13 protein-coding genes and 1 riboswitch are annotated in these 18,039 nt (G+C 37.7%); of the genes, 11 read left to right on the forward strand and 2 right to left on the reverse strand.

Annotated features, from left to right (window positions below; genetic code table 11):
* Positions 1-510 precede the first annotated feature (510 nt).
* The 9 genes from HR057_RS08560 (at position 511) to HR057_RS08600 (ending at position 13,315) form a co-directional block, all read left to right on the forward strand.
* On the forward strand, positions 511-1,491 hold the full coding sequence (locus tag HR057_RS08560; RefSeq protein WP_173731020.1) for an ABC transporter ATP-binding protein: 981 nt from the start codon (positions 511-513) through the stop codon (positions 1,489-1,491).
* Positions 1,492-1,496: 5 nt separating this feature from the next.
* Complete coding sequence (locus HR057_RS08565; RefSeq protein ID WP_173731021.1) at positions 1,497-2,468, forward strand: ABC transporter ATP-binding protein; 972 nt, start codon at positions 1,497-1,499, stop codon at positions 2,466-2,468.
* A gap of 66 nt (positions 2,469-2,534) precedes the next feature.
* Positions 2,535-4,160, forward strand: coding sequence for an ABC transporter substrate-binding protein (locus HR057_RS08570; protein ID WP_173731022.1), 1,626 nt, complete (start codon positions 2,535-2,537; stop codon positions 4,158-4,160).
* Positions 4,161-4,232: 72 nt separating this feature from the next.
* Complete coding sequence (locus tag HR057_RS08575) at positions 4,233-5,237, forward strand: ABC transporter permease (protein ID WP_173731023.1); 1,005 nt, start codon at positions 4,233-4,235, stop codon at positions 5,235-5,237.
* A gap of 27 nt (positions 5,238-5,264) precedes the next feature.
* On the forward strand, positions 5,265-6,164 hold the full coding sequence (nikC, locus tag HR057_RS08580; RefSeq protein WP_173731024.1) for a nickel transporter permease: 900 nt from the start codon (positions 5,265-5,267) through the stop codon (positions 6,162-6,164).
* Between the two features lie 1,009 nt (positions 6,165-7,173).
* Positions 7,174-7,632 carry an SgcJ/EcaC family oxidoreductase gene (locus tag HR057_RS08585; protein WP_173731025.1) on the forward strand — a complete coding sequence of 153 codons (459 nt, stop codon included), beginning with the start codon at positions 7,174-7,176 and terminating at the stop codon, positions 7,630-7,632.
* Between the two features lie 746 nt (positions 7,633-8,378).
* Positions 8,379-9,803, forward strand: coding sequence for a S41 family peptidase (locus HR057_RS08590; RefSeq protein ID WP_173731046.1), 1,425 nt, complete (start codon positions 8,379-8,381; stop codon positions 9,801-9,803).
* A gap of 604 nt (positions 9,804-10,407) precedes the next feature.
* Entirely contained in the window at positions 10,408-11,595 is a 1,188-nt protein-coding gene (locus HR057_RS08595; protein ID WP_173731026.1) for a PDZ domain-containing protein, read from the forward strand.
* A 413-nt stretch (positions 11,596-12,008) separates the two neighbouring features.
* Positions 12,009-12,094: riboswitch (cyclic di-GMP riboswitch) on the forward strand.
* Between the two features lie 627 nt (positions 12,095-12,721).
* A complete protein-coding gene (locus HR057_RS08600) occupies positions 12,722-13,315 on the forward strand; it encodes a DNA-binding protein (RefSeq protein ID WP_173731027.1) in 594 nt (197 codons plus the stop codon).
* Positions 13,316-13,818: 503 nt separating this feature from the next.
* Here HR057_RS08600 and HR057_RS08605 read toward each other — a convergent pair.
* Together HR057_RS08605 and HR057_RS08610 are read right to left on the reverse strand one after the other, a co-directional pair.
* On the reverse strand, positions 13,819-14,802 hold the full coding sequence (locus HR057_RS08605; protein WP_173731028.1) for a cation diffusion facilitator family transporter: 984 nt from the start codon (positions 14,800-14,802) through the stop codon (positions 13,819-13,821).
* 2 nt (positions 14,803-14,804) lie between these two features.
* Positions 14,805-15,122 carry an ArsR/SmtB family transcription factor gene (locus HR057_RS08610; RefSeq protein WP_173731029.1) on the reverse strand — a complete coding sequence of 106 codons (318 nt, stop codon included), beginning with the start codon at positions 15,120-15,122 and terminating at the stop codon, positions 14,805-14,807.
* A 400-nt stretch (positions 15,123-15,522) separates the two neighbouring features.
* Between HR057_RS08610 and HR057_RS08615 the strand changes: the two genes are divergently transcribed.
* Together HR057_RS08615 and uvrB are read left to right on the forward strand one after the other, a co-directional pair.
* On the forward strand, positions 15,523-15,762 hold the full coding sequence (locus HR057_RS08615; RefSeq protein WP_173731030.1) for a DUF2198 family protein: 240 nt from the start codon (positions 15,523-15,525) through the stop codon (positions 15,760-15,762).
* A gap of 289 nt (positions 15,763-16,051) precedes the next feature.
* Positions 16,052-18,031 (forward strand): excinuclease ABC subunit UvrB, encoded by a 1,980-nt coding sequence (uvrB, locus tag HR057_RS08620; protein WP_173731047.1) that lies wholly within the window; start codon positions 16,052-16,054, stop codon positions 18,029-18,031.
* The last annotated feature ends 8 nt before the right edge of the window (positions 18,032-18,039 follow it).

Here is an 18,039-nt window from a genome sequence, read left to right on the forward strand (position 1 = left end):
TTACCTATTCCAAAATTGTAAATTTTATCTACTACCACTTTAACGTATTAAGCTATTAACATATTAAAATAAGAATTTTTTCTATATATTGGAATAATTAATTATTATAAAATTAAGATTTTTTCTATATATTCCCAATCTTTAAGAGAGGTAATTTGAAACATTGCAACGATACTTAAGTAATATAAAGACTTTCAGTAGATTTAACTTTTTGTTATTTATCAAATAATATAAATATATGTTATTTTCTTAAAATTTATATTGAGTTTTATAAAATATAGTGGCATAATAGTAAATGATTGTAAAATAATTTCAGAATTTTACACCTTTTTTTACATATTAGTCCATTTGAACTACATATTACTAACCAAGGTAGTGTCTAAAGTTTCGTGAAAACCGGATCTTTTTAACAGATGCTGCCCAATTAATTTGCAGTTATACCAGCAATTGCTCTGGACAAACAGTTGAAAAAGGTTGTGATTAGATCATCAAGGAAAAGGGAGTGAATCTATGAACGATCCTATATTACAAATACAAGGATTACAGACATCGTTTTTTACAGATGATGAAGAAATCCCTGCTGTCGATCACATTGATTTTCATATAAATGAAGGAGAGATTTTAGGAATTGTCGGTGAATCCGGTTGTGGAAAAAGCGTCACCTCCCTTTCAATTATGGGACTGATTCCGAAACCGCCGGGAAAAATTGTTGGGGGAAAGATTCTGTATAATGGTGAGGATTTATGTCAAGCTTCGGAGAAACGAATGAGGGAAATTCGTGGAAATGATATTGCGATGATTTTCCAAGAACCGATGACTTCCCTAAATCCTGTATTTACGATTGGGAACCAATTAATCGAAGCTATTAAAATACATAATAAAAATTGGAGTAAAAAGCAAGCTTACAATCGTGCGGTTGAAATCTTAAAACTTGTTGGTCTCCCGCGTGCTGAAGAATTGATGAATGAATACCCCCATCAACTATCGGGTGGTATGCGCCAGCGCGTGATGATTGCAATGGCGATGGTATGTAATCCGAAAGTACTTATTGCAGACGAGCCTACGACTGCACTCGATGTTACGATTCAAGCGCAAATTCTCGGTTTGATGAAAAAGTTAAATAGAGATTTTAATACAGCCATTATGCTAATAACCCATGACTTAGGAGTCGTAGCAGAAGTGTGCCAGCGGGTCATTGTAATGTATTCAGGAAAAATCGTTGAAGAAGGTGACGTGAGGACGATTTTTAAAAACCCTAAGCATCCGTATACAGCTGGACTTATTAAGTCTATTCCTGATATGCGATACAAACAAGAGCGGCTTTACTCTATTCCTGGAAACGTTCCTAAGCCTGGTTCCATTAAGCAAGGCTGTCGTTTTGCAGCGCGTTGTGAAAAAGCTTTTGAGAAATGCAGAATCGAAACTCCTGAACTTTATGAAGTAGAAACCGGTCATAAAGTGCGTTGTTTCTTACATGAGCAGGAGGTTTGAAGAGAATGACAGATATTTTATTGCAAGTAGAAAATCTAAAAAAATATTTTCCTATTAGAGCTGGAGTTTTTCAAAAACAAGTTGGTGAAGTTAAAGCCGTCGATGGTTTAAGCTTCTTTGTGAAAAAAGGAGAGACTTTAGGCATCGTTGGTGAAAGCGGTTGCGGGAAGTCTACCACAGGCCGGCTTATTATGAGATTAATAGAACCGTCAGATGGAAAGATAATTTTTGACAACCAAGACATTACAAAACTATCAATGAATGAAATGCGGAAGTTAAGAAGGGAATTGCAAATGGTTTTTCAAGATCCATACGCTTCTTTAAATCCGCGGCAAACAGTGGAAGAAATTTTAGAAGAACCATTAATTGTACATAAAATCGGTGAAGCTCATGAACGGAAAAAGATGGTTCAGGAAATGCTTCATGTGGTCGGTTTGAGCAGTTATCATGCGAAGCGGTATCCACACCAGTTCAGCGGGGGGCAAAGACAACGGATTGGCATTGCAAGGGCATTAATGACAAGACCAAAACTAATTATTGCCGATGAACCGGTATCGGCACTGGATGTGTCGATTCAATCGCAAGTTTTAAATCTATTAGAAGATTTGCAGAAGGAATTTAACTTAACATATATTTTCATCGCCCATGATTTAGGTGTTGTACGACATATTAGCGATCGGGTGGCTGTCATGTATTTAGGTCGGATGGTAGAGCTTACCTGTAGTGAAAATTTATATTCAAAACCGCTCCATCCGTATACAAAAGCATTATTAGCTGCTGTTCCGATTCCAGATCCGGATTTTGTGAAAACGGATACATTATTAACTGGTGATATTCCAAGTCCATCAAATCCTCCGAAAGGTTGTGCATTCCACACAAGATGTTCGGAATGTATGGACATTTGTAAGACGGAACGTCCTGAATTTAAGGAAGTTGAACAAGGTCATTATGTTGCCTGCCATCTTTACAATAAATAGTTTTCAAGATTGGCAGCGACATTGACAATAAATTTTTACATATAAAAAAATTTAGGAGGGAACTGAATGAAAAAGAAGAGCTTACTTTTGACACTTGTTTTCATGATGCTTCTTTCTGTTGCTTTGGTTGGCTGTTCCTCCAATAAAGAAACAGCTAATAATTCAACAGAAGAAAAAGAAGAATCTAAAAGCTCAGGTGGGACACTCGTATTCGGTAAAGGCGGAGATGCTGTTGCACTTGATCCAATCACAGTTACCGACGGAGAATCTTTAAATGTAACGAGACAAATTTTTGATACTTTAGTAAAGTATGGTGAGCAAGATACTTCCATCCAACCATCTCTAGCAACGGAGTGGACAATATCTGAAGATGGTTTAACGTACACTTTCAAATTACGTGAAGGCGTTAAGTTCCATGATGGTACAGACTTTAATGCGGATGCCGTTGTTTACAACTTCGAACGTTGGATGAACGGTACGGCTGACCAATTCCCATACTATAACTCTATGTTTGGCGGCTTCAAAGGCGATGAAGGCCACGTTATTAAAGAAGTTAAAGCGATTGACCCATATACTGTAGAATTTACTTTAAATCGCCCGCAAGCTCCTTTCTTAGCTAATATTGCAATGAAACCATTCGGAATCGCAAGCCCTGCTGCCATTGAAAAATATGGTGATAAATTTGGTGAAAATCCAGTTGGCACCGGACCATTTAAATTTGTTAGCTGGTCTCGCAACGACAAGATTGTTTTAGAGAAAAATGAAGACTTCTGGTTGGAAGGCTATCCAAAGGTAGATCAAGTGATTTATCAAGTGATTCCGGATAATTCATCTCGTCTAAATGCTTTGGTAACTGGAGAAATTGATATCGCTGATGGCTTAAATCCTAGTGATTTACAACAAATTGAAGCAAATAAAGATTTACAAGTATTTAAACGTCCTTCTATGAATGTTGGTTATCTTGGTTTAACACAACAAAAGGATCCTAATCATCCATTAAATAATAAACTTGTGCGCCAAGCATTAAACCATGCGGTAGACAAACAAGGGATTATCGATGCATTATTTAACGGCCTTGCAGAGCCTGCCAAAAACCCAATGCCACCTTCTATTCAAGGGTATTATGATGGAATCGAGCCATATCCATTTGACTTAGAGAAAGCAAAAGCGTTGCTAGCTGAAGCTGGTTATCCAAATGGTTTTGAAATGGAATTATGGGCAATGCCTGTTGCACGTCCTTATATGCCAGATGGACGTAAAGTTGCTGAAGCTATTCAAGCAACCTTTGCTGAAATCGGGGTAAAAACAAAAATCGTATCTTTTGAATGGGCAACGTATTTAGATAAAGCATCAAAAGGTGAAGCGGAAGCATTCTTGCTCGGTTGGACTGGTGACAACGGGGATGCAGACAACTTCTTATACGCTTTACTTGATAAAGATTCAATCGGAAGCAATAACTATACGTACTATGCAAACGATGAATTGCATGAAATTCTAGTTCAAGCTCAATCTACACCAGATCAGGCAACTAGAAATGAACTTTACAAAAAAGCCCAAGAAATTATTCACGAAGATGCACCTTGGGTTCCGCTCGTTCACTCTACACCACTTTTAGCTGGAAAAGCTAATATTTCTGGATTCATTCCTCATCCAACAGGAACAGATGAGCTTATGACTGTAGAGTTTAAATAAGAAATTGCTGGGGAGTGGTTTCACTCCCCTTTTTAAAACGTATATGAATTACAGAAAAACTGAGGTGTTTTTATGCTGGCATATACAATTAGGCGCCTTCTCATGTTAGTTCCTGTGTTAATCGGGATGACATTCATTGTATTTTTTATGATTCGTGCCATTCCAGGTGACCCAGCTCAAGTTATTTTAGGTCAGCAAGCTTCAAAGGAAGCGATTGAAGCTCTAAATCAAAAATTAGGACTTGATCGGCCATGGTATATCCAATATTTTGACTATCTAAAAGGTTTGCTCCAAGGAGATTTAGGTGAATCATTACGTACTTCTTCTCCTATTAGTGAAGAAATTTGGCCGTATTTAGCAGCAACGTTTGAACTTTCCCTTTTCGCTATGATTATTGCCGTGTTTATTGGAGTGAATGCTGGAATTATTAGTGCTTGGTTTCAAAATTCATGGTTCGATTATACGGCAATGGTTTTAGCATTAATTGGTGTTTCCATGCCAATTTTCTGGTTAGGTTTAATGGAACAATGGCTTTTTGCTATTAAATTAGATTTGCTTCCTACGACAGGAAGGGAATCGATCCGTAACCCGGTTGAAGCCATTACTCACCTTTATTTAATTGACACACTTATTCAAGGAAGATTCGATCAATTTGTTGACGTTATTAAACATTTAATCTTGCCTGGTTTTGCCCTCGCTACAATCCCGATGGCTATTATTGCCCGCATTACTCGCTCTAGTATGTTGGAAGTTATGCGGTCTGACTATATTCGTACAGCACGTGCAAAAGGGTTAAGCATGTTCAGAGTTGTTTATAAACATGCACTTAGAAATGCAGTTATACCTGTTTTAACAGTTATCGGTTTACAAATGGGACTTTTATTGGGCGGAGCTATTTTAACAGAAACGATTTTCGGTTGGCCAGGAATCGGTCGTTATATATATGAAGCAATAGGTTTCCGGGATTATCCTGTTGTTCAATCCGGTATTTTAGTCATTGCAACGATCTTTGTCTTAATCAATCTAATCGTTGATTTGCTCTATGCTGCATTTGATCCAAGAATTAAATACAACTAAGAGATTGCGTGGAAGGGGGTACATAAAATGGTTGAGCCGGCTAAAAATTTAAATAATCAAACGGTCGTAATAAAAAGTGAAAAAGTCTCTTCTCCATGGCTTGAAGCTTGGAAAGGGTTTAAGAAAAATAAATTAGCTGTTGTTGGAGCTTGCATCGTCTTATTTTTTATCATTTTAGCTATTTTTGCTCCTATCATTGCACCAAGCGGCTTTAACGAACATGAATATGGAAAAACGTTGCAGCCGCCATCAAGTGAACATTGGTTTGGCACGGACGATTTCGGCCGCGATATTTTATCTAGAGTGATTTTCGGTGCCCGCGTTTCATTATGGGTCGGATTTTTCTCTGTATTAGGGTCCATTGTTATCGGTTGTGCGCTCGGTATTATTGCAGGCTATTATGGAAAATGGGTGGATACCATTATTTCTCGATTTTTTGATATTATGCTTGCTTTTCCTAGTATTCTCCTTGCGATTGCCATCGTTGCCGTATTAGGACCATCTTTGCAAAATGCATTAATAGCTATTGCTATCATTAACGTTCCAAACTTCGGACGGTTAATCCGCTCGAAAGTTTTAAGTGTTAAACAGGAAGAATATATTATGGCTGCCAAAGCGCTCGGAATGAACGACAGCCGTATATTATTTAAGCATATCCTTCCGAATAGTATTGCTCCTATTATTGTCCAAGGGACACTGGCCATTGCGACGGCCATTATTGAGTGTGCCGCATTAGGTTTCCTAGGCTTAGGTGCTCAACCACCTACAGCTGAATGGGGAAAAATGCTCGCCGATTCAAGGCAGTATTTAATTCAAGCACCGTGGACCATGATATTCCCTGGACTTGCCATTATGCTGACCGTTTTAGGTTTTAACCTCATGGGCGACGGTTTGCGCGATGCACTCGATCCAAAAATGAAAAATTAATACAAATGGGACAGCCTCAAAGGTATTTGCAAACTTTTTGCTATAACCACTATTGCTCAATAAAGTTGAAGCAATGACCTTTGAGGCGGTCCTTTTTTATTTTCAGATCTATAAATCATTCCGCACGGTCCGGGCAGTCACAAAAGTAAAAAAGTGCATAAGTGCAATAATCAAAATGGTAGACTGCCAGATGGGATAAGACAATTTTAAGTTAAAAAATACTGCTTCCTGAACAACCTTATGATAGTTTCTCATGATAGGCTTAGTAACCTATTGTTTCATAGTAATAGACATCTTTTGTTTAAGCATCAAATGAATACTTTTATAATCGAAATTGATATATTTGTTATAGTAAGGGTATGTATGGCCGTTGATGTAGTCCTCCAGGCTTTAAAACATAGGTTAGAACAACTGGTAAATTAACGAACGCTTCAACAAGAAAATGGTGAACTTATAGAAGTAACCTGTGAATGGAATGATCCGGCTTCTGAGAGAGAACTGGAGGATTTTTCATTAAACAGATGATTACAAACAGTTCTTAAAATTGCATAATGGGGCAAAAATATTTTCTACTGGGCTTTGATTTTTTTGAGCTATTTGATTTAGAGCAAATCATGCAATATTATCGGAAATACGAAATTTATTATAAGGACGCCTATGAGAAAAGTTGGTATATGATAGGTTATTATAAAGGTTATGGCGAATACCAATTCATTGATTCAGAAAAAGAAGCCAAAAATAATAGTTCTTATCTTGTGTATATCCAAGTTGGGAATCGAAAAGATATACCCCTAAACTTTGAAAAGTGGTTGGACCGGTTTATAGTGGCTCAACGTTCTAGATATTGGTTTTGGTAATGGGAAAGGGCCGGTATAAGAATTCAATTTACCGAATGCTTTTCCAAAATCCGAATTTTTGGAAGGAAGTTTTTATATATTTTATTTAACATAAATAACACGATTGTTCTTAGACCTTGGTTCTGATTGATCGAAAGGAGAATATATTATTTATGAATAATTCTGTTATGAAAGAAATAGAAACAGTTTATAAACAGTTATTAAATGGGTGGAATAACCGAAATGCCCGTGAAATGGCTGACGTATTTGCAGAAGATGGGGAAATGATAGGGTTTGATGGCAGCCTTGCCATTGGCAAAGAAGAAATTTTCTCACATTTAAAACCTATTTTTGATGACCATCCAACAGGAAAATTTATAAGCAAAGTGAGAAACGTCCGTCTGTTAGGTCCAGATATAGCTATTTTGCGGGCGATAGCAGGGATGGTGCCAGCGCAGCAATCCGATATTAACCCTGCGGCAAACACACATCACACGGTTGTCGCAAAAAGAAATGGCGGAAAATGGGTAATTGAACTATTTCAAAATACACCTGCTCAGTTTCACGGAAGGCCGCATTTAGTAGAGGAAATGACAGCTGAACTTAGAGAAGTATTAAATCAGGATAATTAATGCGGCAAGCTAATAACATAAATCGTACAAGCATGGCATATAGTTTGTAGTGACCATCAAGGGGCTATATAGGAAGTTCTATCATGATTTTCGATGCCCCATACCAATGCTTCCTTCATCCTTCAGCATTTTAGAGGATTTCCATTTTTCGGGCACCTTCTTTTTCTGCACAATGGTAGATGTGGTACAATGAATCTAAAGAACGAAACGTGAAAAATGGCCGCGTAGTGCATAAAAAGGAAGATTAATGGTAAGCTGTCCTGTTTAAAGAAAAGTGGGGCCAATGCTGATCTTTTTAGGATTGAGCTCGATCAATCACGTTTTTTGTTTGGAAATTTAAAAGGGAAGTGAGGCCATTTCTATTTTTAGAATTGAGCACGATCCGGATTAGTCTTTTGTTAGAAAGACAAAAAACGAATAGAGGCAAATTCTATTCTTTTAGGATTGAACTCGATCCGAAGAGTTTTTGATCAATGTATGCTCATCCTCTTCATTCTTGGATTGACGCAGGTTCAAGCGAAATCAACACATTGGAGGCAAACTTGTTGTTTTATGCACCGTTATTGTAGACTAATCAGTTGAAAGCAGTTTTGAAAAGGTTCTTTCATTACATATTTTTTATGCAAATGTGGCTCGTTCTCGACAAGTAGAGCGTTAATCGTACAATATGTAATTGAGAGATATGTTCGTGGTAACAAAGATGCAGGGAAATGAAATAGATCCATAGAGGGGTGTGTATGTTGCGAATACGCGCAAGAATTGTAGTTATATTGATGGCGCTCTCTCTTTTGGCTGGAGCGGGTATTACTTATTTTGTATTAAATGGAACGTCCTTCTTTAGCAATGTGTTTGCGAAAGGAGACCCGACACTTGAAGGGGATGTTGCTAAAATTAGGCAAGCATTAGAGCTCATTTCTACAAGTTATGTGGAAAAAGTTGATCGTGAGCAATTGGTAGAGGGAGCTATCTCCGGGATGGTCAATACATTGGAAGATCCTTACTCTGTTTATATGGATAAAGAAACGGCCCTCCAATTTGAGCAATCATTGGATTCCTCATTTGAAGGAATTGGTGCCGAGGTGAGTATGACCGACGGCAAAGTGACGATCGTTGCTCCGTTCAAAGATTCTCCAGCGGAAAAAGCCGGCTTAAAACCAAATGATCGCATTTTAAGTGTTGATGGTGAAAGTTTAGCTGGGCTTGATCTTTTTGAAGCTGTTTTGAAAATCCGCGGCAAAAAAGGATCGGTGGCAACACTTGAAATCGAACGTCCTGGCGTGGAAGGAACTTTAACGATTAAGGTGACGAGAGATGAAATCCCGATTGAAACTGTATATAGTTCAGTGAAAGATTATCGCGGAAACAAAATTGGTTACATTGAAATTACAAGTTTTTCAGAAGACACGGCTAAAGATTTTGCGAAACATTTAGAAGATCTTGAAAAACAAAAGATCACCGGTCTCGTTATTGATGTCCGCGGCAATCCAGGAGGATATCTACAAAGCGTAGAAGAAATTTTAAAACACTTTGTAACGAAAGATAAGCCATATGTCCAAATTGAAAACCGAAACGGTCAGAAAGAACGCTATTTCTCAACTTTAAAAGAACCGAAAAATTATCCAATTACGGTATTGATTGATAAAGGCAGTGCTTCAGCTTCTGAAATATTAGCAGCTGCTTTAAAAGAAGCAGGGGGCTATGAAATTGTCGGTGAAACATCTTTTGGAAAAGGTACGGTGCAACAGGCTGTTCCTCTAGGTGATGGCAGCAATATTAAGTTGACTATTTATAAATGGTTGACACCAGAGGGCAACTGGATTCACAAAACAGGAGTGAAGCCGACCGTGGAAGTAAAACAACCAGATTACTTCTACACAAGTCCGCTGCAAATTGAAAAAGAGCCGTTGGTCTATGATATGAATAACGAAAAAGTAAAAAGTGCTCAATTGATGCTGAAAGGAATTGGCTTTGAGCCAGGCAGAGCTGATGGTTATTTTGACAAACAAACAGAAGTTGCTGTCCGAGCATTCCAAAAAGCAAATAATCTCCCAGTGACCGGACAGATCGACAAAGCAACATCATCAAAACTGGAAGAAAAAATTATCGAAGCTGTCAGAGATGAAAAAAATGACATTCAATTGCAAACAGCCATTAAAATGTTGTTTAAATAGTAAGAGACATATGATGATTGAGAAGGCCGCTTGTGAAGCGGCCGATTTTTTTTGGAATTTGCTATGGATACAGTTTGGAGGGAGCAAGGTAGAAGCGTCTAGTAATAAGTAAAGCAGTTGAGAAGGAGGAAGCCTAACGTTCCAGCAAAAGCCCTACAAACTGTCAAGCTGCGAAGTTGACGTTGCCCAGAACGTTCCAATAAAAGCTTCATATACTGTAAAGCTGTCGAGGGCAGGTGTTTCCTAGAATGTTCCAGCAGGCTGATCATATGTTGTGAAGTAGTACAGTTTGGTCTGTTGAAAAGGTCCTTAAGAAGCAGCATTTTTCCAAAAACTTTTTGGATGCTGGAAGGATGTAACTGTTGATGTTGTTTGCTGTGCGACCAAGCAGGCAAGAGATCGTACATATAAAATCATATCCTTAGATCCATAACATTTTCTGAAACGCTATAAAGAGGTATAGGAAATAAAACTGGCAGGAATACGAGAAAAGTTGTCGAATATATCCGTTATGAATATACGGCTATTTTTGTACAGTTGATTTGGAATTATTTGCAGAACATTTTAATGGCAGTAGTTTTGATCAATTAAAGGATGGTGCTTTATGGCAGAAGTTTGGCTGCTAGAGCTTTTGTACGGTCTTGGCCGTTTTTTTCTAAATCCGGCCTTTTACATATTACTCCTTTTTGCATGGCTTATCGGGATACAGCGGACAAAAAAAGAACGGAAAGATTTTAGTGTGCGCATTTTCCCTTTTAATAGTGAAATCGTTGAGTGCATTTTGTATGGACTTATATCTGGCGTATGCGTATCAATAGTGCTCCTTGGTTTAGGGATTGTCATCCCAGTAGGTTTTATTGCTCTTACGTCGGTTTTAGCAATACTTGTTCTTTTAATCATGCAGCCGCGGTTGCTTTCACCCGCTTATGTCATTGGGGGCGCGATGCTCATTTCGTTATTTGTTCCGAACATTACAGTTGAAAATCAACTGCTTGCAAACTGGATGACAGAATTAGAAGAAAGTCCGCTTTTTATGATGGCGGTGCTTCTATCACTGATGCTTCTTGCTGAAGGTTTTTTAATTGTTCGTAAAGGTCATCTCCAAACTTCACCGGCTTTGAAAAAAAGTAAAAGAGGAAAACAAATTGGTGTCCATGAAGCAAAAAAATTGTGGCTTGTACCTGTACTTTTATTCATACCGGGTGATGCTCTGTCATCAACATTGCCATGGTGGCCAGTCATTAAGACACCGTTCGCTAACTTTGCCCTTTTAGCTGTACCATTTGGAATTGGATTCCACCAATTTATTCAAGCATCATTGCCGAAAGAAGCAATCCAATTGGCAGGGAGACGAGTGCTTTTATTGGCGATATTCGTCACTATATTGACCGTTGCATCTTATTGGCTTCCTATATTAGCTGTTGCAGCATCTGTTGTTGCAATCATCGGCCGCGAATTAATTGCACTTAAACAGAAAGTGGCCGATATGGGCAGCGCACCGTACTTTTCTAATAATAAAGGTTTAGTTATTTTAGGAATCATTCCGGATTCGCCAGCGGATAAAATGGGATTAAAAGTTGGAGAGATTATTACAAAAGTGAATGGCATCCAAGTGAAAACTGCAAAACAATTTTATGAAGCACTTCATGTCAACCGGGCTTTCTGTAAATTGGATGTATTGGACTACAATGGAGAAGTTCGTTTCGTCCAACGGGCGCTATATGAAAACGAGCATCATGAACTTGGTTTGCTTTTCGTTAATGATGAAAATGATTGGGCATTAACAAAATAATAGAATGGTAGAAACTATTAAATATAGTCCTCATCGTTATCGGTGGGGATTTTTTCATTTTCTTAAAGGACTTTATTTACTCCAAATTTACTATATTATGGTATATTTACTAGTTAATTCAAATTAGGTCATACAGATATTAAAGTTATTATACATAAAAATACAAAAAGTAATTAAAAAATATCAAAATTTTAAGAAATAGCTAGATAATAGGGAGAAAACAGTGAAAACAGTGGATTTTTTCGCAAAAAAAGGGAATTTTCAGGATTAAAAAATACTACCTAAATATATATACTTACATATTGAAATTACTAAACATTTTTGTGAAAATATGGGTATAAAGTAATTAATCCTTATTACCCATTCCGATAAAGTAATAAAGTGAAAGCGTTTTTTTTACAATTAAATACCAATGGTGATAAAGGCAAACCAACTGAAAGGTTGGGACGCAAAGCCACGGGTCTAAAGGTTTTACACCAATGATAGCCGGGTTACCTCTCATTCAAAAATCCAACTGAATGAAGGTTGGATTTTTTTTGGATTAAAAACAATATTTTAAATGATGAGGGAGGTTGTCCAAATTTATCACTAAAGGTTAATTTGGATCACCCCTTTCATATTATTAATAATACCAAGTTTTTAAATTGGAATAATTAATTTTTGAAAATGGAGGCTCTGGGATCCGTAAAAGTGCTAAATGAACAGTGAATTTACAAAAAATTCTTTCAAAACAATCTTTTAATAGTATGAAAGTTTGATACTATGTGAAAAATAATTCATATAGGATTCTGGGCTTGAACGAAAACTAAAAAAGATATTATTTTGATTAACAAATAGTTTATAAGTAATAGGGATCACTTATCTACAAGATATAAAGATTTATTTTTGAGAATGATTCTCGTTTGTTTAACTAAATTAATAGTAATAATTTCTATAAATGAAAATCTATACAAAATTATCCTATCTACTAGTATGGTGGACTAATATATTGAGAAAGATTCTTTTTCTTAATTAGATCAACTAGTCCGCAAGTACGAACGATTTAGCAGAATCAACCTATACAAAATTTATGGTATAGATTGTCTACTATTTCAAAGCAATAAAAAGTATTTAGGGGGGATTAAAAATGCGCCGAGCATGGACGAGCGAAGAATTAAATGATTTGAAAGAAAATATTGGTGTTATAAAACTAACAACAATAGCTAAAAGAATCAATCGCTCTTATGATGCGGTAGTAATGAAATTAAATCGTTTAGGACTTTCTAATACTAGAGAGCAAACAGGGCTCGTTACCCTAGGAGAATTGGCGAAACACTTGAAAGTAGATCGTAATATTGTAAAAGGATGGGTTGATAGACATGGGTTGCCATGTACGAAAAAAAAGACCCGAAATACCAAAACTTTTTACTTAGTTGACATTTTAGACTTTTGGAAATGGGCTGAAGAAAATAAAGAAAAAGTACAGTTTTCAAATATTGAACCAAATACATTATTACCTGAGCCTGATTGGGTAGAGAAAGAAAGGCAAAAAGATTATCAGATGAATAAAAGGAGAGTTTATAAAGGATGGACGACAGTAGAGGATCAACTTCTTTTAACATTACGTGAAAAGGGACTTACTTATAAAGAAATTGGTAAGAGATTAAACCGCAGTGCTATAAGTGTAGGAAATCGTCATAAGAGAATAAAACAATTTATGTTACAAATTCAAGATTCTTAAACTTACAGAAAAACAACTCAATTGCAACTTTACAAAGTTTGATCATAGCTGTCAATACCTTTTTCTACTGAAGAAATTTTTAAGCAATTTAACATGAAGCAGCAAGTGTTATTGTCTAGGATAACAGCATGAATTGTAGACTACATACTGCGATGATGTCTGTTTAGGCAGAAGACTGAAATTTTGGATACATCATTTTATTGTTTAGGAGAATACAGTTGAAAAACATAGGCTTTAAATTTCATAAGAGGCATGATTGGTTTGCTGTTGATTGAAGACCATCCACTTTTTGTACCTATCATGCCTCATTAAAGATTTTTTAACCTCGATATGAAAATTGAACCTTCCTAACAAGCAATGGAAAGTATAGCTTTCGTGATGGAAATTGGACTGTCAGTTTGGTTAACCAAAACAAAATAAAAAGGCATCCATTGTGAAAATGGTCTACCTTTTTTAAGTAAAATCTTTGAATCGCTGATGAGGTCAAGAGCGGCTTGATGTACCTATACTTCTATTTCTGCATGTCGGAGATTTGATTTTTCAACTTGGATTGTTGCATGTTTAATATGAAAGATTGTTTCTATTTTAATAATCGCTTCTTGAAGAACAAATTGGCTATCTTGATGATCTTCAATTAAAATATGGCAGCTTAAAGAGTTTAATCCTGATGTGATTGTCCAAATGTGCAAGTCATGAATATTAATAACACCTGGTATTTCTTCGAGCACCTTTTTTACTTCTTGTTGGTTAATGGTGGTTGGTGTTCCTTCCATTAAAATATGGATGGTATGCGTAATAACTCCCCAAGCACTTTTCAAGATGAGAAGGGCAACAACAACACTGATGATTGGGTCGGCTATATACCATTCAAAGAAATACATCGATAAACCCGCTAGTATGGCACCGACTGAACCTAAAGCATCTCCCAATATATGAAGATAGGCACTCCGCAAATTCACATTGCCTTCTATGTCTCCTTTTTTCATTAATGCCCACATGCTCATCAAATTTGCAAAAAGGCCGATGAAAGCAATAAGCATCATGGAACCACTTGCCACAGCAGGGGGTGATAAAAATCGTCCGTATGCTTCATAAATAATGAACCCTGCAATTAAAAAGAGTGTAATTCCGTTAAAAAGAGCAGCTAAAATTTCAAATCGGTAAAAACCATATGTTTTGCTAGGGGATGCAGGTTTTGCCGCAAACCACATGGCAACTAAGCTAAGAGCTAAAGAACTGGCATCACTCAGCATATGGCCTGAATCAGAAAGCAAAGCTAAGCTGTTCGTCAATAATCCGCCGAAAAATTCCAGAAGCATGATGCCTGTTGTTATAATTAATGCAATCGTTAGCCCTTTTCTATTTCCTTCTCTTGATGAATGGTGGTCGTGTCCATGGTGATGTGCGTGAAAGTGGTGTCCGTGGTGATGCCCGCAATGGCTATGTTCATGATGATGGCCGCCATTTCCAAAATGATGATGACACATTTTCATTCCTCCAAATGATGAGTTGAATGACGAATCATGATATTTAATATCTCAATGACATGTTCGTCATCGCATGTATAATAAACTGATTTTCCATCTCGACGTGATTTGACTAATCTAAGATTTTTTAAAAACGATAACTGATGGGAAATGGCCGATTGAGACATATTTAAAACTTCAGCAATATGACCTACAGAACATTCTTCTTGCGATAACAAATACAATAACTTAATTCTAGTTGGGTCCCCCATTGCTTTAAAATTTCTAGAAACAATTTCAACGATTTCATCATCTAAAAAAAGATGTTCTTCCTTTAACATGAATGAGGTTCCTCCAATGATTCAAATATTAACATATGAACACTTGCTCATATGTTTAAATATAGAATAAGCGAAGATAGGCATTTTGTAAAGGGGAAAAATAGATAAATTCGGAATTTTAAGAATAATTTTCGATAACTTGAAAGGGGGCGTTTTGACAGAACATGTATGAATATTGTTTAAGAAAAAGGCTGCGGAGAAATTTTCACTTTTTTCCGGTTAGGAAAGTGAAGTTTGACCCATTACATAAAGGTGGTAACAAGTGGAAGCTAATCTCTTTACGTAAAACGTATTAAATATAATTATTGTAAGAAAACCCTTTCGATTGTATGGATCATATGGTTGTAGTAAAATCAATTGAGAATTATTTTTTTTGATCGGGAAGGGGACTTTTATTTAAATGACTAAAGTGATACTAGCCGTTGTGGCGCCCTTTTTAATGATAATATTTTTAACGAGAGTTACTTTTAATCATTATATTAGTACCCTGCTAACAATTGGAATTATTTTTGCAATTTTTCAAGGATATGGGGAACCGAAAACCGTTACCATAACATGGATTCTCTCCGTCATCGTCGGCTTTCTAGTGGCTGGGAGAATGATGAAAAAGCTGAAAAATATAAATAGAAGAAAATACTAAAAAGATCAAGCATGGAAATCCACTCGATTGTCCATGCTTTTTTATTTGTTGCCAGAGAAGGTGCCGGAGACGGTACAACAGAGGGGTCTGTCACCGCCCCGCAGACGGTGCCGGAGACGGTACCGCAGAGGGGTCAGGCACCTCTGGGGGTAGGTGCCTGACCCCTCTACCTACCCTTCTGCCTCCCTCTACGAAAAAACCCAACATTCGTTCGTTAAAATTGGAGTCGCTTTCTATCCTATGATAAAATGAAATGGAGTAAATGGTTTGAACGGAGGTACTTGGTGTGATTGTGAAACAATTTGAGCTGAAGTCGAAATATCAGCCGCAAGGGGATCAGCCTCAAGCGATTGCCAAGCTTGTGGAAGGCATTCGCCAAGGGAAAAAGTTTCAGACGCTCCTTGGTGCAACAGGGACAGGGAAAACATTTACGGTTTCTAACGTCATTAAAGAAGTGAATAAACCAACGCTAGTTCTAGCTCACAATAAAACACTCGCTGGCCAGCTTTACAGCGAGTTAAAAGAGTTTTTCCCAAACAATGCCGTTGAATATTTCGTCAGCTATTACGACTATTATCAGCCGGAAGCGTACGTACCACATACAGACACGTATATTGAAAAAGACGCCAGCATTAATGACGAGATCGACAAGCTGCGCCACTCGGCAACATCTGCCCTTTTTGAACGGAATGATGTGATCATCGTTGCCAGTGTATCTTGCATCTACGGTTTAGGTTCACCGGAAGAATACCGGGAATTGGTCGTATCACTTAGGGTAGGAATGGAAAAAGACCGGGACCAATTGCTTCGTGATCTTGTAGATATCCAATATGCACGCAATGATATTAACTTTACGCGCGGTACATTCAGGGTGCGTGGGGATGTCGTCGAAATTTTCCCGGCTTCACGCGATGAACACTGCATTCGTGTTGAATTTTTCGGCGATGAGATCGACCGGATCCGCGAAGTCGATGCCCTGACCGGCGAAATTATCGGCGACCGTGAACATGTCGCTATTTTTCCGGCTTCCCACTTCGTTACTCGTGAAGAAAAAATGAAAATTGCTATTCAAAATATTGAAGCAGAACTAGAAGAACGGCTGAAAGAGCTAAGGGACAACGGCAAGCTGCTGGAAGCGCAAAGGCTAGAACAACGGACACGCTATGATATTGAAATGATGAGGGAAATGGGCTTTTGCTCTGGGATCGAAAACTATTCACGCCATTTGACGCTCAGACCGCCGGGCTCAACTCCTTATACATTGTTCGATTACTTCCCGGACGATTTCTTGCTTATTGTCGATGAATCACACGTGACATTACCACAAGTGCGCGGCATGTACAACGGGGATAGAGCGCGCAAGCAAGTGCTCGTTGACCACGGTTTTCGTTTGCCATCAGCTCTTGATAACCGCCCGTTAACATTTGAAGAATTTGAGAAGGCGATTCACCAAGCTATTTTTGTATCAGCTACACCAGGACCGTATGAACTTGAACATGCACCGGATGTCATTGAGCAAATTATCCGTCCGACAGGGCTGCTTGACCCTACGATTGATGTGCGCCCAATTGAAGGACAGATTGATGATTTAATCGGTGAAATTCAAACGAGGGTCGAAAGAAATGAGCGCGTCCTTGTAACGACATTGACTAAGAAAATGGCGGAAGATTTAACCGATTATTTAAAAGATATCGGCATCAAAGTTGCGTATTTACATTCTGAAATAAAAACATTGGAACGGATTGAAATCATCCGCGATTTGCGCCTTGGAAAATTTGATGTTTTAGTTGGCATCAACTTGCTCAGGGAAGGACTGGATATTCCTGAAGTTTCGCTCGTTGCTATTTTAGATGCAGATAAAGAAGGTTTCTTACGCTCAGAACGATCCCTGATCCAAACAATTGGCCGTGCTGCCCGGAATGCCAATGGCCATGTGATCATGTATGCAGACACAATCACAAATTCTATGAAAATTGCGATCGATGAAACAAGGCGCCGCCGCAGAATCCAAGAAGAATTTAACAAAAAGCATGGCATCACACCGAAAACGATTCAAAAAGCGGTTCACGATCTCATCCGTGCAACGACTGCAGCGGAAGACCAAGAAACATATGATGAGAAGAAACCAAAAGGAAAACTAAGCAAACAAGAACGGGAAAAATTAATTATTCAAGTAGAAAAAGAAATGAAAGAAGCAGCCAAAGCGCTTGAATTCGAACGTGCTGCTGAACTGCGCGACCTGCTTTTAGAATTAAAAGCTGAAAGGTAATGGGTATT

The sequence above is a fragment of the Calidifontibacillus erzurumensis genome (genome assembly GCF_013303125.1).
Taxonomy (GTDB): Bacteria; Bacillota; Bacilli; order Bacillales; family Bacillaceae_J; genus Calidifontibacillus; species Calidifontibacillus erzurumensis.